Origin of the sequence: Tengunoibacter tsumagoiensis, from assembly GCF_003967535.1 — a bacterium.
Taxonomy (GTDB): Bacteria; Chloroflexota; Ktedonobacteria; order Ktedonobacterales; family Ktedonobacteraceae; genus Tengunoibacter; species Tengunoibacter tsumagoiensis.
The window spans coordinates 1256757-1277653 of sequence record NZ_BIFR01000002.1 but is presented as its reverse complement, the minus strand read 5'-3'; the positions used below and the strand labels follow the sequence as shown (position 1 = coordinate 1277653).

Sequence of the window (20897 nt, the reverse complement as noted above, 5' to 3'; positions counted from 1 at the left end):
AGGAACACGATGCTGTGGTGCCAGCACTGACGTAAGCCGGGAGCGAACGCAGGGCTCTTCTCTCGCTCCTCTTCCTCACAACCCTAACCTCAAACAGTCTGGAGTCCAATGCTAGACCGTCAGGTGTTTCCGATATTCGACAATAGGCAGGCAATCGCCGCTTTAGGTTGTTTAGGTCCCTATGCCTTCCGTGTGATAAGATAGAGAAATGTAAGTTGAAATAGAGCGATGCTACTGCAAAGGAGTTAATATGATTGCCAGGGGCAAGCAGCAGAGCACTGTGCGTATTGAGCCATGGGGTAAGGACGACCTTCCACTTCTGAAAAAGCTGCTGGGTGATCCCGCAATGACCGAGCATCTTGGCGGTCCAGAGAGCGACGAGCAACTGATCAAGCGCCAGGCTCGCTACGAACGGCTCACAGAGTCAGGTAAGGGCCGAATGTTCAAGATTGTTCATGAGACCACTGGCGAAGCAGTTGGATCTGTTGGGTACTGGGACAGTACTCATAATGGAGAAGAGATTTATGAGATGGGATGGTCGGTGCTTCCCACATTTCAGGGGCAGGGCATCGCAGGGGCGGCAGTTATTCAGGCTCTTGTTATCGCGCAGTATGACAGCAAGTATCGGTTTCTGCATGCCTTCCCATCTGTTGACAATCCTCCATCGAACGCCCTCTGCCGAAAGGTTGGCTTTACTCTGGTCGAGGAATGCGAGTTCGAGTATCCCAAAGGTAATTTCATGCGGTGTAATGACTGGCGTTGTGATCTTTCCATAAACAATTAGGCCGTTATAGTACTGAGAGAGTGGGCGAACAGGATCGTTTTCCTCTGTGCTGGCGCCCACTACTGTGCCAGACACCTGTTTCGATGGCCCACCAGCACTCCACCCTGATGAACAACTATTGAGATTTCAGTCGGAACGCACCTGTGCTCTGACAAGCTCTGTATAGATACCACTGTGCTGCATAAGCTGTTGATGCGTTCCTTGCTCGACTATACGCCCCTGATCCAGGACAAAAATACAATCTGCATGCCGGATAGTACTCAGACGGTGGGCAATAATGATCTGTGTGCAGTGCAGGGCAGTGAGATTTTGCGCCACGTGTCGCTCAGTGGTAGCGTCTAACGCACTCGTCGCTTCGTCAAGCAGAAGGACAGCGGGTTTATGGGCTAAAGCTCGTGCGATCGCCAGTCGCTGGCGCTGACCACCGGAGAAGACACTTCCTCCCTCTGCCACATACGTCTCATAGGCCATGGGCATCTTCTCAATATCATCTGCAATGGCTGCCAGATGGCTCGCCTCGCTCACCTGTTCAATGGTCAATGCTGGATTATTCAGAGCGATATTCTCTCGTATGGAACCGCTGAAGATGCAGGCTTCTTGCAGCACAATTCCGAATTGGCTCCGCACTTCCTGGTACTGCAGCGACTCTAGTGGAATCCCATCATAGAGAATAGAGCCTGTGGTGGGCTTGATTAAGCCTACCAGTAGTCTTCCTAATGTACTTTTACCAGAGCCAGTCCTCCCCACCAGTGCAATTTTTTGTCCAGGCCAGATGTTCATTGTGATATGACGCAGAATAGGAGGTGAGCTCTGATCATACTGAAAGCTGAGATCTCGCAGTTCTATCTGTCCCTGAAGTCTATGGGTTGCCTTCTTCATGGTAGAAGCGTCTTGCTCTGGTTCCGCCTCCAAAACATCGGAAATTCGCGAAAAATGTGCACGCACGGTCTGAAGATCCTGAGCACTCTCAATGAATGAGCTTAGTGGCGAGAGAAACAGGGCCGCTAACGTATTAAGGGCAAGCATCGTGCCGATGGACATTGTGCCTGCTATCACTTGCTGCGCTCCTAATAAAAGGAGGAGCAGCGGCGAAAGGATGGAAACAAGATGTAATACCAGCCCGATCATGATCGAATACGATTGTAAACGGAGCGATATATTCATCTCGGCAAAGAAAAGATTTTCCCAGCGCAAAAATGCTCTATGTTCCGCACCTGCTGCCTTGAGGGTTGCGATTCCTGCTAACACTTCATTGAGATACCCCTGTGTTTTGCCCTGGGCTTCAAGCTCTCTCTGGGTTAAACGTCGCAGACCTGGCGATGTCAGAAGAAGCACGATGATCTGGAACAGCCCCAATCCTGATGCGACGGTCGCTGTCAGGCGCGAGAGGACGATAAGGATCACAAAATTGACGATAATCGTACTGCCATCCAATAGAAAGGAGAGTAGCTGATTGGTGACAAGATTGCGAATGACAAGGTTGCTATTAATGCGTGAGAGAAGATCGCCACTTAAGCGCAATTGAAAAAAACGATAGGGCAGGCTCAGCAGATGTTCAAGAAAATTAAGCATGACGCGTGTATCGATTCTCGCCTGCAAGTACAATAACAGCGAGCTTCGTAGGAACAGAGCAACCCCTTGCATTCCGATTAAGAGCACCATGCCCAATCCAACCAGCAAGAGAAGACTATCCTCCCCTGCTGGTACAATATGATCAATGATCAGTTCTGTTAACAGTGGGCCACCCAGGCCAAAGATTTGCAGAAGGAGAGAGGCGAATACAATCTGAAGCAGTGTCCCGCGAATCTGTAAAAACGAACGTATATAGGCCCCAAGCGTCAGGGAATGACGCGCAGCTTTTAGCGTAAATTGTGCGCCTGGCTCGAGCAAAAGAGCGACACCAGTAAAACCCTGATCAAACTCGCTGGCACTTAAACGGCGCCGACCTTGTGCAGGATCAACGACATCAATCCACTTGCGCGACCAACGCTCAATAATCATAAAGTGATTGAATTCCCAATGGATAATGGCTGGTAGTTGAAGATAGCGAAAATCCTCTGGTTTAATGGAGACAGCTCTTACACGCAATCCATACAGACGGGCAGACTTGACAATATCGAGAGCTGTGAGTCCATCTCTCCCTACTCCACAACGTGCCTGGACTTCTGTTATGCCAACCGTATGCCCATAGTAACTCAGGATCATTGCCAGACAGGCTGCCCCACACTCTACTGCAGTCACCTGCCGAATCTCTGAGATCTCGGACTGCTTTCCAGGCGAAGAGCGTAGCTCTTTCTGAATAGCTGGCAGCCGTTGCGTCTCTGCTTCAATAATTTTGAGAAGCTCAGGAGGATACTGATCAAAAAAGAGCTCCCTCTGTACGAAATGTCGAGACAAAGGGTGTGTAGGCAGCCTCTCTATTCCTCTACCAGTGGTGAACTCTTTTCTTTTCTCTTCCATTTTTCGCGTACTTTTTCCTTGTTTCTTATTTTTAAAAGGCTATAAGAAATTCTACTGTGCGGAGCCCGAATGTCTCTTATTACGAATGAGGTTCCATGGAGGCAAAACAGAATGAGATCAGGCTTTCAGATCCAGCTTGAATATCTGCCTGACCAGAACTGCCCAGCAAGAGCGATGAGGAAGGTTGAGAATAAAGTGGTGCGGTGGCAACAAGTGCCGGGCCTGAGACTAATTGAGACAATGCTGGCGAAAGATGAAATTGCGCCTCAATGCTTTCCGGGCTTTGTATTGCGTTTTCAACATCCTGCACGCTGGTGGTAAAACAGGCTGTTCCCCATTCGCTACAAAAATGAAGCTTCTGTCCAGGATGAACGGTTAGTGGCTGGGAAGGTGCCAGTAACACCAGTACAATCGGCTGGCCATTCACTGTGTTCTGCGCAACGATCATGGCTTTACTATGCAGATAGACTGGCACCCGAATGGTACAGATAAGGAAGGCTCCGGCGCATGTAAGGAGCAATAAAGCCCAGAGGAACAGGAAGATTGGCGGTGATGCCAGACGTAAAAGAACCTGAAGCTCCTGACGATACATATACGCTTCTATAGCACGCTCTCGAAAGATTGAACGCTCTTGCATGTTTTCTTCCACACCTCCTCACTTCAACTTCAATACGCTAAAACATTTAATCAAGATAGTGAGGAGAGTATAGCAGAAATCACATTAAAAAGGCATTAAATTTATCTATTAACAACTGGGCTGAGAGTACCTGGCAGAAGCGACTGACTAGAGAAGATTATTGAGGATTGACTCCGCTCTTTTGTAGTCTTGTCGAACTATATGGAATGCTGCAATTGGATATGAGTAGACGGCTTACCCTCGCTTAATAGCGATAAAGCTCCACAATGCTTTGCCTCTCCTCTAGAGAAAGCAAGGCAGCAGAGGAACGAGGCAGAAAATTCGCAAAGATGCAGGGAAGCAACGACTTCTGAAGTTGCTTTCCTTTCTCTCCAATGGTTTCCTGCCTGACATCTCTCGCTCAACACGACATCGATATATCAAAGAGACAAAAAAAACGATTTACTTCCTCTGAGTCGTCCACATAATTCTACAATTATTATTAAATGCACACCAAACTGTTTAACCCGCCACTTTGCGGCTAGAGAACGTAGCGATACCTCTCTATGCATACACCATCATGCTCTTGTGAGCGTATCCGCACAAACCTCGGTCCATGAACGGTAGCCACTGAGAGCCAGAGTCAGGTCAAGATCTGCCAGAAAGTTCATCAGGACTTCTTTGACTCCTTCTTCGCCTCCTAACGCCAATCCCCACATATAAGGACGACCTATGAGCACCGCTTGCGCGCCCAGTGCCAGGGCCTTTATGACGTCAGCAGCTCGTCGTATTCCACTATCCAGCACAAGTGGAATCTGACCATTGACGACCTGAGCAATGGGGGGTAATGCGTCCAGGGAGGCAATTGCACCCGCGACCTGTCGCCCACCATGATTTGAGACGATCAGGCCGTCAATGCCCGCATCCAGAGCTTTTTGAGCATCGTCAGGATGCAGGATACCTTTGAGGAGTATGGGAAGCCTGGTATGGTTTCGCAACCATGTGAGATCATTCCACGTTAATGATGGATTCGTGAAGATCTGAAGGAAATAGTTGATAGCCGCTTGAGGATCTTCTTCAGGTGGGCGCGGTAAGGCACGACGAAATGCAGGATCGCTCAGATAATTTCCCAGTCCCTGACCCAATAAAAATGGAAGATAGGCATTCTGGATATCCTGCGCTCTCCAGGCCAGAAGATAGGTATCAAGCGTCACCACCAGGGCCTCACAACCAGCCTGTTCTGCTCTCGCCAGGATGCTTGCATTAAAATCGGCATCTTTACTCCAGTAAAGCTGAAACCATCGGGGAGCATCGCCCATTGCTTCTGCCATATGTTCAAGAGGAATAGTTGAGGCGGTACTAAAGATCAATGGAATACCCACGGCTGCCGCTGCCCGCGCAACGCCGGCCTCTCCATCTGTATGTACGATGGATTGTACACCAATGGGAGCTAAGAGGAGAGGAGTGGGATACTGTTTGCCGAACAGCGATATGCTCAAATCTCTCTCTGAGACATCCCGTAGCATACGGGGAATAATGTGCCAGCGCTCAAATGCAGCGCGATTGTTCTGCATACTTTCGGTCATGCCGGAAAGGTACCCTCTCGCCTCCGGGCTCATCGCTGCATGAGCGGCTTGCTCTAGCTGTTCAACATCAACCGGGAAGCGAGGCCGCTGACCCTGTAAACCAGACAGATAGATCTGTGTCTGACGCGATAATCCATACGAAGAGGGTGCCATACTGTCATCCTTTCACAAGCTTGCTTGCAGCGACTCTGGTAGCATCAGGACTCTTCTCTAACTCTTCACTAATCCGCTCTCGTTCAGTTGGTGTGCGATTCTGGCTCATCTTGAACTTCCCCTGAAGCCGTGTAATCTCAATGGAGAAGCTAACGGTCCCTTTCATCATCTTTTGGATATATTCATCCGGTACCTGTTCTAACGACCAGGGATGTTCAAATTGGCGCTCATGAAGATCAATCAGGTTTTTCAGGTCCTGATATGATGCTTCTGTCTCTGTTATCAAGAGCGGAAGACCATAGGCATGCACCGCGGCATAGTTCCAGGTGGGGACAGAGAGAGGCTGCTCATACCACGAGGGCGTAATATATGCATGTGGTCCCTGGAACATCACTAACACTTCTTGATCAGCTCGAAAGCTTTTCCATTGTGGATTCCCCAATGCCATATGGGCTTTTAAGGTTCCATAGGGAGCAGGCTCAGACTCGAGGAGAAATGGGAGCGGTGTGGCAATCGGTACTCCGTTCTCGTCAGTGCTCACCAGCGTTGCAAAGCTGTAATCGCGCATAAAGGCATGAATAATCTGCACATTAGCTTCATTAAAATGACCAGGAATATACATATTTTGATGTTCTCTCTCTATACCTAACCAAATAACTTTAGAGCAACTCCTTGTTTTGATAGTATACCTGTCATTCCTGGTGGGTGCAATGGTTGCATCAAGGCTACACGCCAGGCAAGACCTTTCATCGCTGCGTAAGATTTTTTCAGAATCCGCCCAGACGCATTCCAAATTGGAGAGTCATTGAGGGCCTACGAGAGTAAGCATGCGAATTCCCATCACCACATACCATGCGAGAGCCTCGATCACAAAGATGCGATTGATTATGACGACAAACACTGAAGGTTGCGTGCCTCCCGAAGGGGCAAAGAAAGAGAAGAGGACGAAGATAGCAGGGATGACGGTAATAAAGCTCGCAATAATCGCGTACCAGTCATAACCGCGCCAGGCGGGAGATTTTCTGAGATGCCAACTGAGGATGAGGCTCGCAATAGGCAGCGAGAAGAAGATTGAATATATAAGTTATATCTAATTCATCGTCAGGATCGGAAAGGAGGAATTTTTCATGACGAAATCGGCGCACTCTGCATGCTCTCCATCGGCTATGTAGTTGCTGGCTGGCTCAGTGACCAGTTCGGCCCGACCTCAGTCTTCCCACTTGGTAGGCTGCTGCTAGTCGTATTGAACAGCGGTAAGCTGTTCATACGCAGCATTCGCACGATAGAGTAGGCTACCTGGCTGCCAACTGCTGTTGTATAAAAGCCAGTTTCTCGGGATTGCGGATGATCCAGATCTTATGCATCTGCTCGTTTCCAGTGAAGGTGAGCAGGGAAAAGAGATGCGCATCTGCCCAGATCAGCAGAGCTGGAGAACCATTCACTTCTGCATAGTTCACAGCAAACGTATCGGCGTATCGTCTGGAGGTCTTGGAGATAATCCCCAGGCAATAACGAGCCACAGCCGCCAATCCCAGCACAGGACGCAAGGCAGCCGTGACTTTGCCACCACCATCAGCCCAGGCCGTCACATCCTGTGCGAGCACATCAGTCAAAGCAGCCAGGTCACCAGACTGACACGCGGCCAGAAAGCGTCTCAGGAGGTGCTGTTGCTGAGCCGGAGATGGTTCAAAGCGTTGATGCTGGGTGGCCAGATGTTCTTTCGCGCGATGAAAGATCTGGCGACAGTTTGCTGTGCTTTTGCCAATAATCTCACCGATCTCAGGAAAAGCATAGTCAAAGACTTCGTGGAGAAGGAAAACAGCGCGCTCAGGAGGAGTCAACGTTTCTAGCAGGACAAGAAAAGCCATCGAGATCGATTCACGCATCTCAATCGTGTCTTCTGGCAACAGGTTCATGTCTTCAGTCAGTATCGGTTCAGGCAGCCAGGTACCGATATAGCGCTCTCTTTCCACACGCGCGGACTTCAAGTAATCCAGGCAGAGACGGGTCACCAACGTGCTGAGATAGGATCTGAGTGAGCGTATCTCAGTTGCTGTCACCTTGCTGAGACGAAGATAGGCCTCCTGTACGATATCTTCGGCCTCGCTCATGCTGCCAGTCATACGGTAGGCAATCGCTAACAAGAGCGGCCGATAAGTCTCGAAGTCTTCCATAGCTGTGCTCTTCCTGTTCCCTTTACACGTCCTTCCCTTCATTCTAACACAGAAGCTCAGCCTGACAAGGCAACGTCGCATGTCACATCTGACCGGGCTGACTCGTCTCCATTACAACTCGCGCCTCAAGACAAACGCGGGCCAAACAGAAAGCAAAGAAAGAGGAAGAACATGCGTATTTTTATGATCGGTGCGACTGGCGTCCTGGGACGTGTCCTTGTGCCACGTCTCCAACAGGCGCATCACGAGATTCGCACCCTGGTGCGGTCCGCGGAACAGGCGCGAACATTGCAGGCAGCTGGCATTGAAGCAACCGTGGGAGAGATCCTGCGCGCAGAGACACAACAGCAGCTACCAGAACTGCTCATGGGCTGTGAGGCCGTCATCCATATTGCCACGGCTATCCCAGCCAAGGTTTCTGCCCCCGGCGCCTGGGACACAAATACCCAACTACGCACAGAAGGAACAAAGCACTTGCTCGCAGCCGCACTCCAGGCTGGGGCTACACGCTATATCCAGCAAAGTATCACTATGGCCTATCCCGACGGTGGCGATGGCTGGATTGACGAAGACCAGCCAATCGACACGGACCTCGACCGCGCAGATCGCTGCGCCCCGGTTCTGGAGATGGAACGGCTGGTGCGCGCTGTCCCACCCACTCGCTTGCAGTGGAGTATTCTGCGTGGTGGCTGGTTCGTCGGTCGAGGAACAGGACAAGAAGGACTCCTGGAGAGCCTGCGCGCGGGAGAGGTCGAGATTCCTGGCAATGGGCAAAACTTCCTGTCCCCCATTCACGTTGCGGATATGGCCGAGGCGATAGCGCGCGCGCTTGAACACGCCCCTGGAGGCTCAATCTATCAGATTGTCGATCAGCCGCTACGCTATGGAGACTATCTCATAGAGCTCGCTAACAGGCTGCATCTGCCCCAGCCCTCGTATAACGAAGGACTGCCCCAGAATCCATCGTATCGTTGCAGTAACCAACGTGCACGAGAACAGCTTGGCTGGCAACCGCAACACAGCATCTGGCCTGGAGAGCCCTCCTGGTAATCATGCCAGTTAGCTGACATCGGTCACTACATATCATATCCTGTTCAATAAATCTTAATAAAGGCTTTGCAAAATGCAAGTGCTATCATATTCCGCTGATCCAGAGGAATGTCCTCAACGGCTGGGAGCTCATGTAAGCGAAGAAAACGCGAGTTCACATCCAGGAGATTGTTTTGCTGATCGACGAGAGCCGCTGGATAGATAAAGGCGTGCATCAAGTTTAGTGAGAGATCATAGGTTTGTGCATTGAGGGTAGTCTCATCCTCTGGCAAGTAACCAGCAGCCAACCAAAGCTCTTCTCGCTGGTGAGCATCCAGTTCCAGATAGTCATCCTCAGATCGGGCTCTTGATCTCCGAGGAATAGTAAGCAAGAAGAGAGAACCTTTTCTCTGCTAAAAAGAAAAGGTTCTCTCTTCTTGGGTCAATCAGATCAGAGGCGAACATCACACAGGTCATATGCCTGCTTCAAGCCAACAAGCGGATCTCCCTGTGGGATAAATTCCTGGCCCACGAACCCCTGATAGCCCGTCTGTAAAATGGTGCGCATGATGGGAGGATACTGAATTTCCTGCTTCTCATTGAGTTCATGGCGTCCAGGATTCCCTGCGGTATGATAGTGTGCGAAGTACTCATGGTTGTCCTGGATGGTGCGAATCAGATCTCCTTCCATAATCTGCATATGATTTTGTGCTGAATATAAAGCAAGTATTTAAGCTATTTGACTACTGTTATCTTTGTTTTTGACACCTCAATTGACACCTTATCTATTCGAGCATAAAAAAAAAGCACCTTAAACTGAGCAGCTAGGGTGTTTTATTTAGCGTATTGCTATGATTTTTCCAAGTCGTGGGATGCAGGCCAGTGGGTTGATCATCCGTTGAAAGGCACAAAGAAAGACCCGCTGTATCTGGATTGCTGGCGTCGATCCTGTGAATATATCCCCACTGAATGGGAACGCTTGGCGATCCTTCAGTCACTGCTTCCTCAACAACTTACATTGGTGTAACAAGGATTTGTAGCGTAGGTTTGTATGGATGAAGAAATAGCGCCCATAGAGAGTTATGATGAGCGCGTGGATCTCCTGAATTTAGCAGGCTGGACGATCCTCGATATTCACGAGAATAAGCAGACCTATCATTTCATCGCAGAGGTGGCACAAAGGGTGACCACTTGCCCATTGTGACATGTCCAATTAATGCCCTATCGCTTTGGAATGCGTGATCACCTCTTTGCTGAAGAGAATGCTCGCAAATATCCTCGGTTGCGGAAGTCGTTTCAACCGGAACAAGAAACACAGGAGTAGCCGCTCAATCGTCCATTCCAACCGCTCGCCAAAAAGCCTACAATACTCTTAGAGGTCAATTTCAACCTAAAATGTGAAATAGCTAAAAAAGGTTTTGGACTGTATAAGGATGTGTAATACGATTGGTCTTACCTGAGAATCAGCCTGCAAAATAGACACATTTCTCCGTTATCTATATACTAGATGTTACTAGACGGTCGTTTGCTATCAGAGAGATTGAGAGAGTTGGTGATGAAGGAACAATCAACATATACAGAGAAGCGCTATGCGGTATGCATTGGCATCAATGACTATATTCCTTCCTCCCACTTAACCTCCTTACGTTATGCTGAACAGGATGCCCAGGCTATTGATGAGGTATTAGGAACACTGGGCTTTGATCCAGCAAACCGCCTACTGTTGCTGGGAAAGCAGGCCACGCTGGAAGCGATGAACGAAGCATTAACCGAGATGTTTCTTGATCGAGCCCAGGAGAATGATCTGGTCGTCTTTTTCTATGCTGGCCATGGCAAATCACTCTATATCCAGCAGGATGATGAGCAGGAAGTCTTTCTGTGTAACTATGATTTTGATGAGCCAAGGATTCTTAAGCGCCGGTCCTATCGGATGGAGAAGACCCTGGGGATGCAGCGGCTCCGGAAAACGTTTTTTGAAGGGAAAGGATCGCGCAAACGCCTCTTCTTGCTGGACTGTTGTGCGAGCGGTGGTTTTGCTGGTTCAGGCTATCGAGCGGGTGATCAGGAGACCGTTCGTACCTACGTACAACAGATGCTGGATAGTAAAATGACGGGACGTGTGGCTCTCTCAAGCTGTCTTCTCGAGCAACATGCTGCCGAAACAACAAAGTATGGGCATGGGTATTTCACCTACCATGTCCTGCAAGCCCTCAAGGGCCTGGCTCCTGAGGCCCTGAGACGAGATGGTTGCCTGACAGTCAATACACTCTTTGAATACCTCTCACAAGCGTTGCCAGAACGGCAGCGCCCTGTCCTTAGTGGCGTCCAGCATGATGTCTTTGAGATCGCCTGCTATCCCGATCTGGTTCGACCTGATGAAACTCCCGTTCCTCCTTCCACAAATCAGGGCAAGGAAGACCGCTTACGAACGATGCTGGCAGACCATACAGCGTTTATAGCTGATCGACTGCAAAGTTTTGTCGGGCGTGCACACGAGATTGCCGAGCTTCAACAGATGATCCAGGCCACGCTCCCTATGGGTGGCTATGTCAGTATCACTGGTCAAGCGGGTCAGGGCAAGAGTAGCATGATGGCGAAATTAGTTGAGGCATATAAGAGTGATCTGCCCGCCTTTCATTTCATCCCTTTTAATCCGGGCCCTGATCATCAGGTGGGGCTCCTGCGCAATCTGATGGCACGTCTGATTCTCAAATACAACCTTTCAGAGACCTATGTCTCTACAGAAGTACGCGCAGCTCTGCGCGACTATCTCCCCAACCTCTTACGGGAAATTGCGAGCAAAGGGGGACAGGAGGTCCTCTTTATCGACGGCCTGGATCAGATCGAAGAAGACCTCAATGGTGTGCGAGATCTCTCCTTCTTGCCCACGAATCCTCCCGCTGGTATCGTCTTTGTTCTGGCAACGCGTCCCAATGATGCTCTCCAGCCTTTAACCTTACTCAAACCACACCATCGTTACGCCCTCCCCAATCTCTCACGAGCCGACTTTGCCCTCATCCTCCAGCACCACAACGTTCGGCTTGATCGCCATCTGGCCGATCAGTTCTACGAAAAAATGGAAGAGAACGCTCTCTATCTCGATCTCGTGGCCAGAGAGCTTCAGGAGTCGCCAGATCTTTCACCACAAGACCTGATTCAGCGTCTGGCCACCAATCCCAATAACCTGTTTTCTGTCGCAATGGAGCGGTTCAAATGCAACCATATCGAGTGGCGAGAAGTCATCAAGCCTGTGCTTGGGCTCCTCTTGGTCGCTCGCCAGCCTCTCACCTTATGGCAGATACGACAGATTCTGCATCTGGAAGATGATCGTCTACGAGGTGGCATCACGCGGCTGGGTGGGTTCATCCGCGACAACGGCCAGCGTCACTACACCATTTTTCATCTCAAATTGCAAGAGTACCTGCGCCAGGACGAAGCCAACTCGGAAAAAGACTATGTCTTTGCCACCGACGAAGAAGAAGGCTATCACGACAAGATGGTGAACTGGTGTGAACCCCTGATCTGGGAGGACAGTCCTGATCCCAAAGAACAAGCCAGGCGCATCTATGCGCGCAACCACTACATCAAGCACCTCTTCTCTGCCTGTCAGTATGACAAACTCTTTCATATCCTGGATGAAGGAAGTTACGGACGCGCCAAAGAGCAATATGACATCACTAATCGCTCCTATATTCAGGATCTGGACCTGGGTAAGAAGGCCGCCATCAACTATGGCCACATGCATTATCAGGAGATCGCGTCCCTCCCTCGGCTCTGGAAATACACATTGTTGCGGGGCAGCCTGCGGAGTCAGGTTGATAGCTATCCCGATAGCCTGTTTCAGGTTGGGTTAGCCCTCAATCATGAAAACGAGATTCTTGGATGGATAGAGCTCTTGACAGATGATGAGAGACGCGTAAGTCTCTTGATCATGCTAGTTCAGCATTACCACAAGCAGCAGAAACGACAAGAGCGAGAAAGAATACTGTTGAGAGCAATAAGTATTGCCTCTGACATAGCAGTGCCTTCAGTTCGAGTTAAGTCCTTGATGAAGATAGCGAAGGGACTCTGTGGGATGCAGGAGTGGGAGCGGGTACAGGAGCTGTGGAGGACAGCGCAGAGGCTGGCACGAGAGATAGAGGTGTCGAAGTCCCGATGTGAGGTCTTAATTGAGATAGCGAAGGGACTCAGTGAGGTGCAAGAGATGGAGCGGGCCCTGGATATGTGGAGAGAAGCCCTGAGGGTAGCACGAAGGATAGAGGATCCCTGGGGTCGAGCCAGTGCCTTGAGTGCGATAGCAGAGGGACTCAGTAGAGCACAGGAGTGGGAGTGTGCCCTGGAACTGCCACAAGAGATAGAAGATCCTTGGGATCGAGCCAGTGCCTTGAGTACGATAGTCAAGGCACTCAGTAGAACACAGGAGTGGGATCGAGCTCTGGAGATCGCACGAGAGATAGTGGAGCCTGTGTTGCGGGCAGTAGCCTTGAGTGCGATAGCAGAGGAACTCAGTAGGGTGGGGGAGTGGGAGCGAGCCCTGGGGGTGGCACGAGAGATAGAGGGGCCTTGGTCTCGAGCCAGTGCCTTGAGTGCGATAGCAGAGGAACTCAGTAGGGTGGGGGAGTGGGAGCGGGCCCTGGAACTGCCACAAGAGATAAAGGGGCCTGGGTTTCGAGACAGTGCCTTGAGTGCGATAGCAAAGGGACTCAGCAGAGCGCAGGCGTGGGAGCGGGCCCTGGAGATGGCACGAGAGATAGAGGGGCCTGGGTTTCGAGACAGTGCCTTGAGTGCGATAGCAGAGGGATTCAGTAAAGCACAAGAGTGGGAGCGGGCTCTGGAGGTGTCACAAGAGATAGAGGTGCCTGAGTTTCGAGCCAGTGCCTTGAGTGCGATAGCAGAGGGATTCAGTAAAGCACAAGAGTGGGAGCGAGCCCTGAAGCTATGGCGAAAAGCACAGGCGGCGGTACGAGGGATAGACGAGCCTTTATTGCGACCTAAAGCCTTGAGTGTGATAGCAAAGGGGCTCAACGGAGCACAGGAGTGGGAGCGGGCCCTGGAGATGACACGAGAGATAGAGGTGCCTGAGTTTCGAGACAGTGCCTTAAGTGAGATAACAGAAGGACTCAGTAGAGCACAGGAGTGGGAGCGAGCCCTGGAGGTGTCACAAGAGATAGAGGTGCCTGATTTTCGAGCCAGTGCCTTGAATGCGATAGCAGAGGGACTCAGTAGAGCACAGGAGTGGGAACGGGCATTGGGGGTGGCACGAGAGATAGAGGAGTCTGAGTCTCGAGCCAGTGCCTTAAGTGCGATTGCAGTGGACCTCAGTGGAGCACAGGAGTGGGAACGGGCCCTGGGGGTGGCACGAGAGATAGAGGTGCCTGAGTCTCGAGCCAGTGCCTTGAGTGTGATAGCGGAGGTGCTTAGTGGCGTGGATAGATGGGATCATGCCCAGGAAGTGTGGAGAGAAGCCTTGGGGGTGGCACGAGAGATAGAGGTGCCTGAGTCTCGAGCCAGTGCCTTGAGTGTGATAGCGGAGGTGCTTAGTGGCGTGGATAGATGGGATCATGCCCAGGAAGTGTGGAGAGAAGCCTTGGGGGTGGCACGAGAGATAGAGGTGCCTTGGTCTCGAGCCAGTGCCTTGAGTGTGATAGCGGAGGTGCTTAGTGGCGTGGATAGATGGGATCATGCCCAGGAAGTGTGGAGAGAAGCCTTGGGGGTGGCACGAGAGATAGAGGTGCCTGAGTCTCGAGCCAGTGCCTTAACGGAGATAGTGAATAGTTTGAGCGAGGCGCAGGAGTGGGCATATGCCCAAGATGTAGCACGAGAGATAAGGGAGCCTGAATGGCGAGCCATAGCCTTGAGTGCGATAGCGAAAGGATTCAGTGGAGTGCAAAAGTGGGAGCACGCCTTGAAGATGTGGGAGGAAGCTCTAGATGTAGCACGAGGGATAGACATACTCAGATCTCGAGTGCATCCCTTGAAAGGGATAACACAGGGATTATGTGAGGTGCAAAAGTGGGAAATCGCAGTTGATTTAATACAAAGGAACTGGTTGTTGGCAGAGACAAGGAGTGATACGTTAATGCTTCTTCCTCTAGCATCCGGGCTGATCCAGAAATATCCCTGGTTGGGGACACGTTTCTTTGAAATTTTTGCAGAGGTAGATGAGCTCCTTCGTCCTTAGCAAAGGCTAACTTTTGTTTTCGGGTAGCTATATGTATCAGAAGCGTGTCGGTTCAAAATTATTGATATCTCCATGAAAAGGTGCTGAGTCTCTTACAGGGATTACTCTATGATCAAATTGGTGATGGGCTGATGTGATCACTCCTATCTCTCACTGAACATTGACCAAGTACTCTCCAGAGGGAGTATGAAACAGAGATATATGAGTAATATTATGTATAGTAATCTTCTTACTCCGCCTTGGGAGCCTCTCAAGACCCATTCAGACATATGAAAGAATCTGCATCTACTAGAAAAGTGCACGTTTCTGCATGACGTTGCATGACAGTATCTGTAGGGTGCAGGTATGCCTTTTGGCCTAAACACCCGCTCACATTTCTTCTCCTGCCAATCTGAGCTATACTTCAGGTTGGCTTTTTATTGTGAAAGGAAACGGTTCTTCATGCCTATGAGACGCCCACTTTATCCTGCTGATGAAAAACACCGTTCAGACAAGGGAAGCTATAAATATACCTCCCGTGATCATAAGGCTCTTCTTTTTGTCGCCCAGCAAAAATTTGTCTGCTTTGATCAGCTCGGACAGTTCCTTGCACCTGATCTCTCTCCCGCAACTGAGATTCCACACTCTTCTGAAGAAGGTGCACCTCTTCATGGGGGGAGGCGGAGTCATCTGCATTGGCCTCAGGATCGGCGCAAACGCATTCATGCAGTTGCCGAGTTAGCCAGACGCTGGCAGAACAAGATGGGGTTTGTGGATGTCTGGCAACCCTGGTCACATGAGCCTCCCTGGCTACGCATCACACAGAGTGGGTTGCTCAACCTGGGCTTAGATTGGAATGAGCTCCCATTCCCAGAAGACCGCAATCGGCTGACGCTAACCTCTCATACGTATCACATCACAAAACGTCGTCTCTTCCTCGCCAACGGAGGTTCTCATGCGCCAGCACATCGGTGGATCAGTGAACGGGCGATTGAAGCCCACCAGATAAAAGAAGGAGGTGTCAAAATCCCTCACCGGCCTGATGGCGTGATGGAGCTGCTCGAAGAGGGGATGTTTCCCATCATTCGCAATGGATCCCTGATAGAAGAGGTTCCTCTAGCTCCTGGCCAGCATGTGGCAATTGAGATAGAGTTGACGCAAAAGAAATTTGATCGGCTTGGTGAGCATATCTTGCCCTCATTGCTGAACAACTATGACTTTGCCTGGTATTACTGCGGCAAAAAGGAAGTGTATGATGCTCTGGTTACGGCCCGCCGAGCGTACCTACAGACGGATGAGGAGCGTAAGCGACTGCGAATCTTTCTTCTCGAAGAGAAAGGGCAGGAGATAGGATGAGATATCTCTTTGTACGAAGAGATGCACTGACTCTCAAGAGGGTTGCTATCTGGGTATTGCTGGTGTGTCTCTTCTATCTTGTTGGACCTGTCCTCGTTCGTGGGCGCAATCTTCAGAGAGGAGCAGCTGGACCCCTCTGGAATGCTGAGAAACGCTGGTTCCGAATCTACCGAGAAGCATTCATTTCGCTCCTCTGGTATGCGCCTCTCTTCATCTTCTTCCAGCCGCTCTCTACTTTCTGGTCCAACCTTTTTCAAGAGAGTGCAAGCTGGCTGCATCTATCGATACTGGCTATCCTGGGGACAGGGTCCCTTTTTCCACCTACCTTAGGGAATCTGAGCTATCGCTGGTGTCTCTGTCTGCCTTTGGCCCCAGTAGTGGCCTGTATCTGGGAAAAGATCCAACCCAATACTACATGGATAGCCCGACGTATTCTGACGGATGAAGAGCTGACAACATTGAAGAATGCGACCGACCTCTCTCAGCAATCTGAGCAAGTAGCAAAACTCTCTACTCCGTTGCAATCTTCCGCTAAAAAGCCTCGAGCTCCCCGCAAACAGTCTCAACAAAAGGCTTTGCCGCCAGCTACTGCCGAGAAAAAGAGCTTGTGGGAGCAGATTGATTGGAGTCAGATACCCGATACAAACCCTGTAAAGATCGCTGCCATGCAAGAATTAAATCGCAGAGAGGAAGAGAAACAAACGCTTCAACGCGATCAATGGCTCCAGGAGCAAGCGAAATTATTGGATGTTGCACCTGTAGAGCAGGCTGTATCTCTTTCCATTGCAGAAAAGACTGTTCCGTCAGAACCCGAAACAGATATAGCTCCTAAGAAGGGCCATAACTGGGATGAGGGTGAAGGTTCTATACGAGAATTATGAACAAGGAGCATCATCGAATGCAAACACCCAGACCTCTGACGATAGAGCTGTATCAATTAGCGTCTGCCCGCTTCTGTGGTGGGCTTTTGTCATTTCTTTTTGGCGTATGCGTCCCATCATGGATTCTTGCATGGCTACAATGGGGATGGCGATCATTTCCCTGGTGGCTTCATGTAAACACAGCACCAGTATTCTGGAGTTACTTACAGCATCCTCATATACTGTCTGGTCTTGTCTGGCTCCTCTATTACTATCTGGCCTATTACTGGTCAATAGGTAGACCTAAACAAGAGAATTCTCGACGACCGCAGGAGACTCGGTATGAGTATTCCTCTGGGAGCCGGATCATTTCTTCTACGCCACCATCCACATCAAAGACACCCCTGGCTGCCGCGTGGGAAGGCGAACAAAAGGATCTTCTGATTGAGAAGTGTTACCAACACTATCGAAAAGCCTTACGGCGTTATGATCCTCCTCTTATTCACCTGAAAACGCCCAGAAGTTTTTATTATGGGAAAGGAGTCGCGCTCGCATGGCGACATGGTACCGACCTTATCCTTCCTGAGGAATATCTGACTCCAGAACGTATTGAAGCTTTGCTCCCATTCCTGGCTCATCATCTCGCAGCTTATAATACTGACGAGCCAGATTGGACAGAACTGGACGAGTACCCGGGCCCTTTGCCCTTCCCTTTGTTTCTTGCTTTGACAGGAAACTTCCTCTGGCTCGTGACCGTGCGGAAGCAGGCCATTCTTAACACAGAGAGAATAGATACCCAGCGGATAAAAACTGTGAAGATTCATAAAGCTGACGAGTTCGCAGTGTATCTGGGACAGGGCCCCGCGCTTGAACACCAACTTAGACGAATGCTCGCCGAAATCCAACGAGACCACCAGGTAGATCAAAGTATTCCTCCTCTTATTGAGCGTATAGGTCACCTCGAAGCCCTGAATAGAAGAGAACAAGAAGAAGTCGCAAAGTTAGCCTCGCAACAGAAGTAGGATCACCACCAGCCTTTGTAGAAAGAAGATAGGATCACGCCCAATAAAACAAGAGCAACGCCCCAGCCAGGCTTTTTTTAGCCATCATTTTTACATTCACGTCTTTGAAGTTACATGCATGAATGCTTGAATAGAGTAAATAGGAGGAATATTTTTAATGCGCTTTTTATGGAATTTAGCACAAATTGAACTATATAATGTGGTAAGTGTAGAAATTTGAGTTCATAAGGAATCTGGAGGGAATGATGGGATCTCCTGACTTCGACTCGATCAAGCAGCTAAATGTCCATGGCGTTGAATACTGGTCAGCTCGTCAACTAGCACCACTCCTCGGTTACCAACGGTGGGAACATTTTGATGCGACCATTCAAAAGGCCATTATCGCTCTCCAGCAGACTGGACAAAATGCAGAAGACCATTTTCCCGCCAGCGGGAAAATGGTCCAACTCGGATCAAGTGCTGAACGTGAGCTTAAAGATTATGCTTTAAGTAGACTGGCTTGTTACATCGTCGCCCAAAATGGGAATCCACGCAAGCCCGAGATAGCAGCAGCGCAACTCTACTTTGCACTTTCAACCCGCACATTAGAGATACACCAGCTACGAAAAGAGCAAGAACAGCGCTTAGAGATGCGGCTCAAAGTGAGCGAGAGCTACAAGCAGCTCGGGGAAACGGCCCAGAATGCCGGTGTGCAGTCAGAGACCTTCGGCATTTTTATTGATGCAGGCTATCTCGGATTACATCGCCATACCCTTCAAGAGTTGAAAGAGAAAAAAGGAATTCCTGAAAAGGAAGATTACCTGGATCGCATCGGAGCTGAAGAGCTTTCCGCCATAGATTTTAAGAATACACAGACCAGCGCAAAAATAGTACGAGATGAGGTCGAAGGGCTGGATGAAGCTTCACAAACACACTTCTTTGTGGGAGACCAGGTGCGCAAAGCTATTGAAGCTATTCAGGCACCTATGCCGGAAGATATGCCCTCAGCCGCCTCTATTAGAGCGATGGTAGAAGAACGCCGCCGTGTGAAGAAAAAGAAGCTCAGCACAAAGAAAAGCGCCTCCAACCAGGAAAAACTGTTTGAATAACACAGCTACGTACCTCATTGCTTGCTTATGAAGAGAAGAGCTCATTCCTTCCATAGAACGCAAAATGTATTAGCCATAGTATCCATAGTGATGTCTCCTGTAGGAACCCTATAATAGAAAGTGCAGGGAATCGTCGCAATGGAAGCAGCGGCAGTCCGAGGGAGTATCTCGATACATTGAGAGCGGCGCACAAATCGTACTATCTTACTTTGCTTGGGGGTGATCTTTAAGCAAAGTAAGGTACATGCAAGAAACACGAGGGACGCCAGGAAATGAAGGAGCATCATGCACAATGAGTAAGCACGTTGAAGGAGCCATCAAGACAGAGGAAGAACTCTCTGGCCAGCTTACATATCCGTTGATCTTCATGATGACTGTCGCCTGCGGTATTGGAATCGCCAATCTTTACTATATTCAACCCCTTCTAGTCGAGATGCAGCAGAGCTTTGGCGGTTCTATTGATCAGATCGGTTTCATCCCCATGGTGAGCCAGATTGGCTATGCCGTCGGATTGCTTTTTATTGTGCCTTTGGGAGATAACAGGAATCAGCGCCTGCTCATTGTTCTTTTACTCTGCCTCGCCACATGTGCACTGGCATCTATGGCAATAGCCCCAACGATACCCTTTCTCGCCTTAGGGAGTTTTTGTGTTGGATTAACAAGTATCGTTCCCCCAGTGATTATTCCATTTGCTTCAAAGCTCACCCCTTATGAGAAGAGAGTCCACGTTGTAGGAGTAATAATGGGGGGTCTCCTGATAGGGATGCTCGCAGCTCGGATGGTGAGCGGCTTTATCGCAGTGCGTTTGGGATGGCGGGCCGTTTATTGGATAGCAGCAGGGCTTACCTTGAGCCTGGCACTCTCCTTGAGGATCTTCCTGCCAGATGACCCCTCTCAAAAGAATAGCTTGCGTTATCCGCAACTTCTGGGATCTCTCTCCACCCTTGTCCGAACTGAGCCTGTATTACAGGAATTAATCATCCTTGGTTTCCTTGGTTTTGCAGCCTTCAATATGCTCTGGGTATCCCTCTCTTTTTTCCTCACTACAGCGCCGTATCACTATAACAGTGCTGCAATAGGGTCCTTTGGGGTTGCAGGCATCGCAGGGGTTTTTGGAGCTTTTTTTATTGGCAAATTTATCGATCCAGAGAAGCCACGCCGAATGAACGGTATAGCGCTTTTGATCGCACTTTGCTCTTTCATCCTCGTCTGGTTGACGGGTAACCATCTTAATACGCTCGCCCTTGGTGTTGTTTTCCTGGATCTGGGGGTACAGGTGAACAATGTTGCTTGCCAGGTTAGAATGTCGCAATTAAATCAAAAAGAGCGAAGCCGCCTGAATGCCGCATACTCCATTCTCTATTACATCGGAGGATCTATCGGTTCCTTACTAGGCGTCCTGGCATGGAGTATTGCCGGATGGAATGGAGTCTGTTGTACTGCTGTTTTCCTGCTTATCGGTGCTCTAGGCTTCTACATCCTTCACCGAAGAAGAATGGAACAGTGGCAAGCAACACATAAGAATGAGCAGATTTGATTAGCGTTGTGAGATCGCATGCCAAACGTCCTCAACACTCACCAGTCCAAATATGGGTCATCTAAAGTTAAT

The 20897-nt window shown here is 49.8% G+C and carries 15 protein-coding genes and 1 pseudogene; 9 read left to right on the top strand and 7 right to left on the bottom strand.

The window, feature by feature from the left end:
* Positions 1 to 250: 250 nt before the first annotated feature.
* Positions 251 to 784, top strand: coding sequence for a GNAT family N-acetyltransferase (locus tag EL628_RS25520; RefSeq protein ID WP_126582818.1), 534 nt, complete (start codon positions 251 to 253; stop codon positions 782 to 784).
* 126 nt (positions 785 to 910) lie between these two features.
* Here EL628_RS25520 and EL628_RS25515 read toward each other — a convergent pair whose 3' ends face one another.
* The 5 genes from EL628_RS25515 to EL628_RS25495 all read right to left on the bottom strand — a co-directional run bounded on the left by EL628_RS25515 (position 911) and on the right by EL628_RS25495 (position 7773).
* Positions 911 to 3181 (bottom strand): peptidase domain-containing ABC transporter, encoded by a 2271-nt coding sequence (locus tag EL628_RS25515; protein WP_245994437.1) that lies wholly within the window; start codon positions 3179 to 3181, stop codon positions 911 to 913.
* Between the two features lie 142 nt (positions 3182 to 3323).
* The gene (locus EL628_RS25510) at positions 3324 to 3881 is read right to left on the bottom strand and encodes a hypothetical protein (RefSeq protein WP_126582816.1); all 558 of its coding nucleotides are present in this window, start codon (positions 3879 to 3881) and stop codon (positions 3324 to 3326) included.
* Between the two features lie 557 nt (positions 3882 to 4438).
* On the bottom strand, positions 4439 to 5599 hold the full coding sequence (locus tag EL628_RS25505; protein WP_126582815.1) for an alpha-hydroxy-acid oxidizing protein: 1161 nt from the start codon (positions 5597 to 5599) through the stop codon (positions 4439 to 4441).
* 4 nt (positions 5600 to 5603) lie between these two features.
* Entirely contained in the window at positions 5604 to 6221 is a 618-nt protein-coding gene (locus EL628_RS25500; protein ID WP_126582814.1) for an FMN-binding negative transcriptional regulator, read from the bottom strand.
* A 670-nt stretch (positions 6222 to 6891) separates the two neighbouring features.
* Positions 6892 to 7773, bottom strand: coding sequence for an RNA polymerase sigma-70 factor (locus EL628_RS25495; RefSeq protein ID WP_126582813.1), 882 nt, complete (start codon positions 7771 to 7773; stop codon positions 6892 to 6894).
* A 171-nt stretch (positions 7774 to 7944) separates the two neighbouring features.
* Here EL628_RS25495 and EL628_RS25490 point away from each other — a divergent pair, with 171 nt between their 5' ends.
* Positions 7945 to 8823, top strand: coding sequence for an NAD-dependent epimerase/dehydratase family protein (locus tag EL628_RS25490; RefSeq protein ID WP_126582812.1), 879 nt, complete (start codon positions 7945 to 7947; stop codon positions 8821 to 8823).
* Positions 8824 to 8867: 44 nt separating this feature from the next.
* Here EL628_RS25490 and EL628_RS25485 read toward each other — a convergent pair whose 3' ends face one another.
* Both EL628_RS25485 and EL628_RS25480 read right to left on the bottom strand, forming a co-directional pair.
* On the bottom strand, positions 8868 to 9194 hold the full coding sequence (locus tag EL628_RS25485; protein WP_126582811.1) for a hypothetical protein: 327 nt from the start codon (positions 9192 to 9194) through the stop codon (positions 8868 to 8870).
* Positions 9195 to 9253: 59 nt separating this feature from the next.
* Positions 9254 to 9505, bottom strand: a pseudogene (locus EL628_RS25480) (xylose isomerase); the annotation flags it as partial.
* Positions 9506 to 9853: 348 nt separating this feature from the next.
* Between EL628_RS25480 and EL628_RS29985 the strand changes: the two are divergent.
* The 7 genes from EL628_RS29985 (at position 9854) to EL628_RS25450 (ending at position 20825) form a co-directional block, all read left to right on the top strand.
* Positions 9854 to 10006, top strand: a complete 153-nt coding sequence (locus EL628_RS29985) for a hypothetical protein (RefSeq protein ID WP_161975766.1) — start codon at positions 9854 to 9856, stop codon at positions 10004 to 10006.
* A gap of 351 nt (positions 10007 to 10357) precedes the next feature.
* Positions 10358 to 14983, top strand: a complete 4626-nt coding sequence (locus EL628_RS25475; protein WP_161975765.1) for a caspase family protein — start codon at positions 10358 to 10360, stop codon at positions 14981 to 14983.
* 441 nt (positions 14984 to 15424) lie between these two features.
* The gene (locus tag EL628_RS25470; RefSeq protein WP_126582809.1) at positions 15425 to 16318 is read left to right on the top strand and encodes a hypothetical protein; all 894 of its coding nucleotides are present in this window, start codon (positions 15425 to 15427) and stop codon (positions 16316 to 16318) included.
* Positions 16315 to 17199 carry a hypothetical protein gene (locus tag EL628_RS25465; protein WP_126582808.1) on the top strand — a complete coding sequence of 295 codons (885 nt, stop codon included), beginning with the start codon at positions 16315 to 16317 and terminating at the stop codon, positions 17197 to 17199. Before EL628_RS25470 ends, EL628_RS25465 begins: the two co-directional genes overlap by 4 nt.
* Before the next feature lie 17 nt (positions 17200 to 17216).
* Complete coding sequence (locus tag EL628_RS25460) at positions 17217 to 18200, top strand: hypothetical protein (RefSeq protein WP_126582807.1); 984 nt, start codon at positions 17217 to 17219, stop codon at positions 18198 to 18200.
* A 242-nt stretch (positions 18201 to 18442) separates the two neighbouring features.
* Positions 18443 to 19288 (top strand): DNA damage-inducible protein D, encoded by an 846-nt coding sequence (gene dinD, locus EL628_RS25455; RefSeq protein ID WP_126582806.1) that lies wholly within the window; start codon positions 18443 to 18445, stop codon positions 19286 to 19288.
* A 292-nt stretch (positions 19289 to 19580) separates the two neighbouring features.
* Complete coding sequence (locus EL628_RS25450; protein ID WP_126582805.1) at positions 19581 to 20825, top strand: MFS transporter; 1245 nt, start codon at positions 19581 to 19583, stop codon at positions 20823 to 20825.
* Positions 20826 to 20897: the final 72 nt, after the last annotated feature.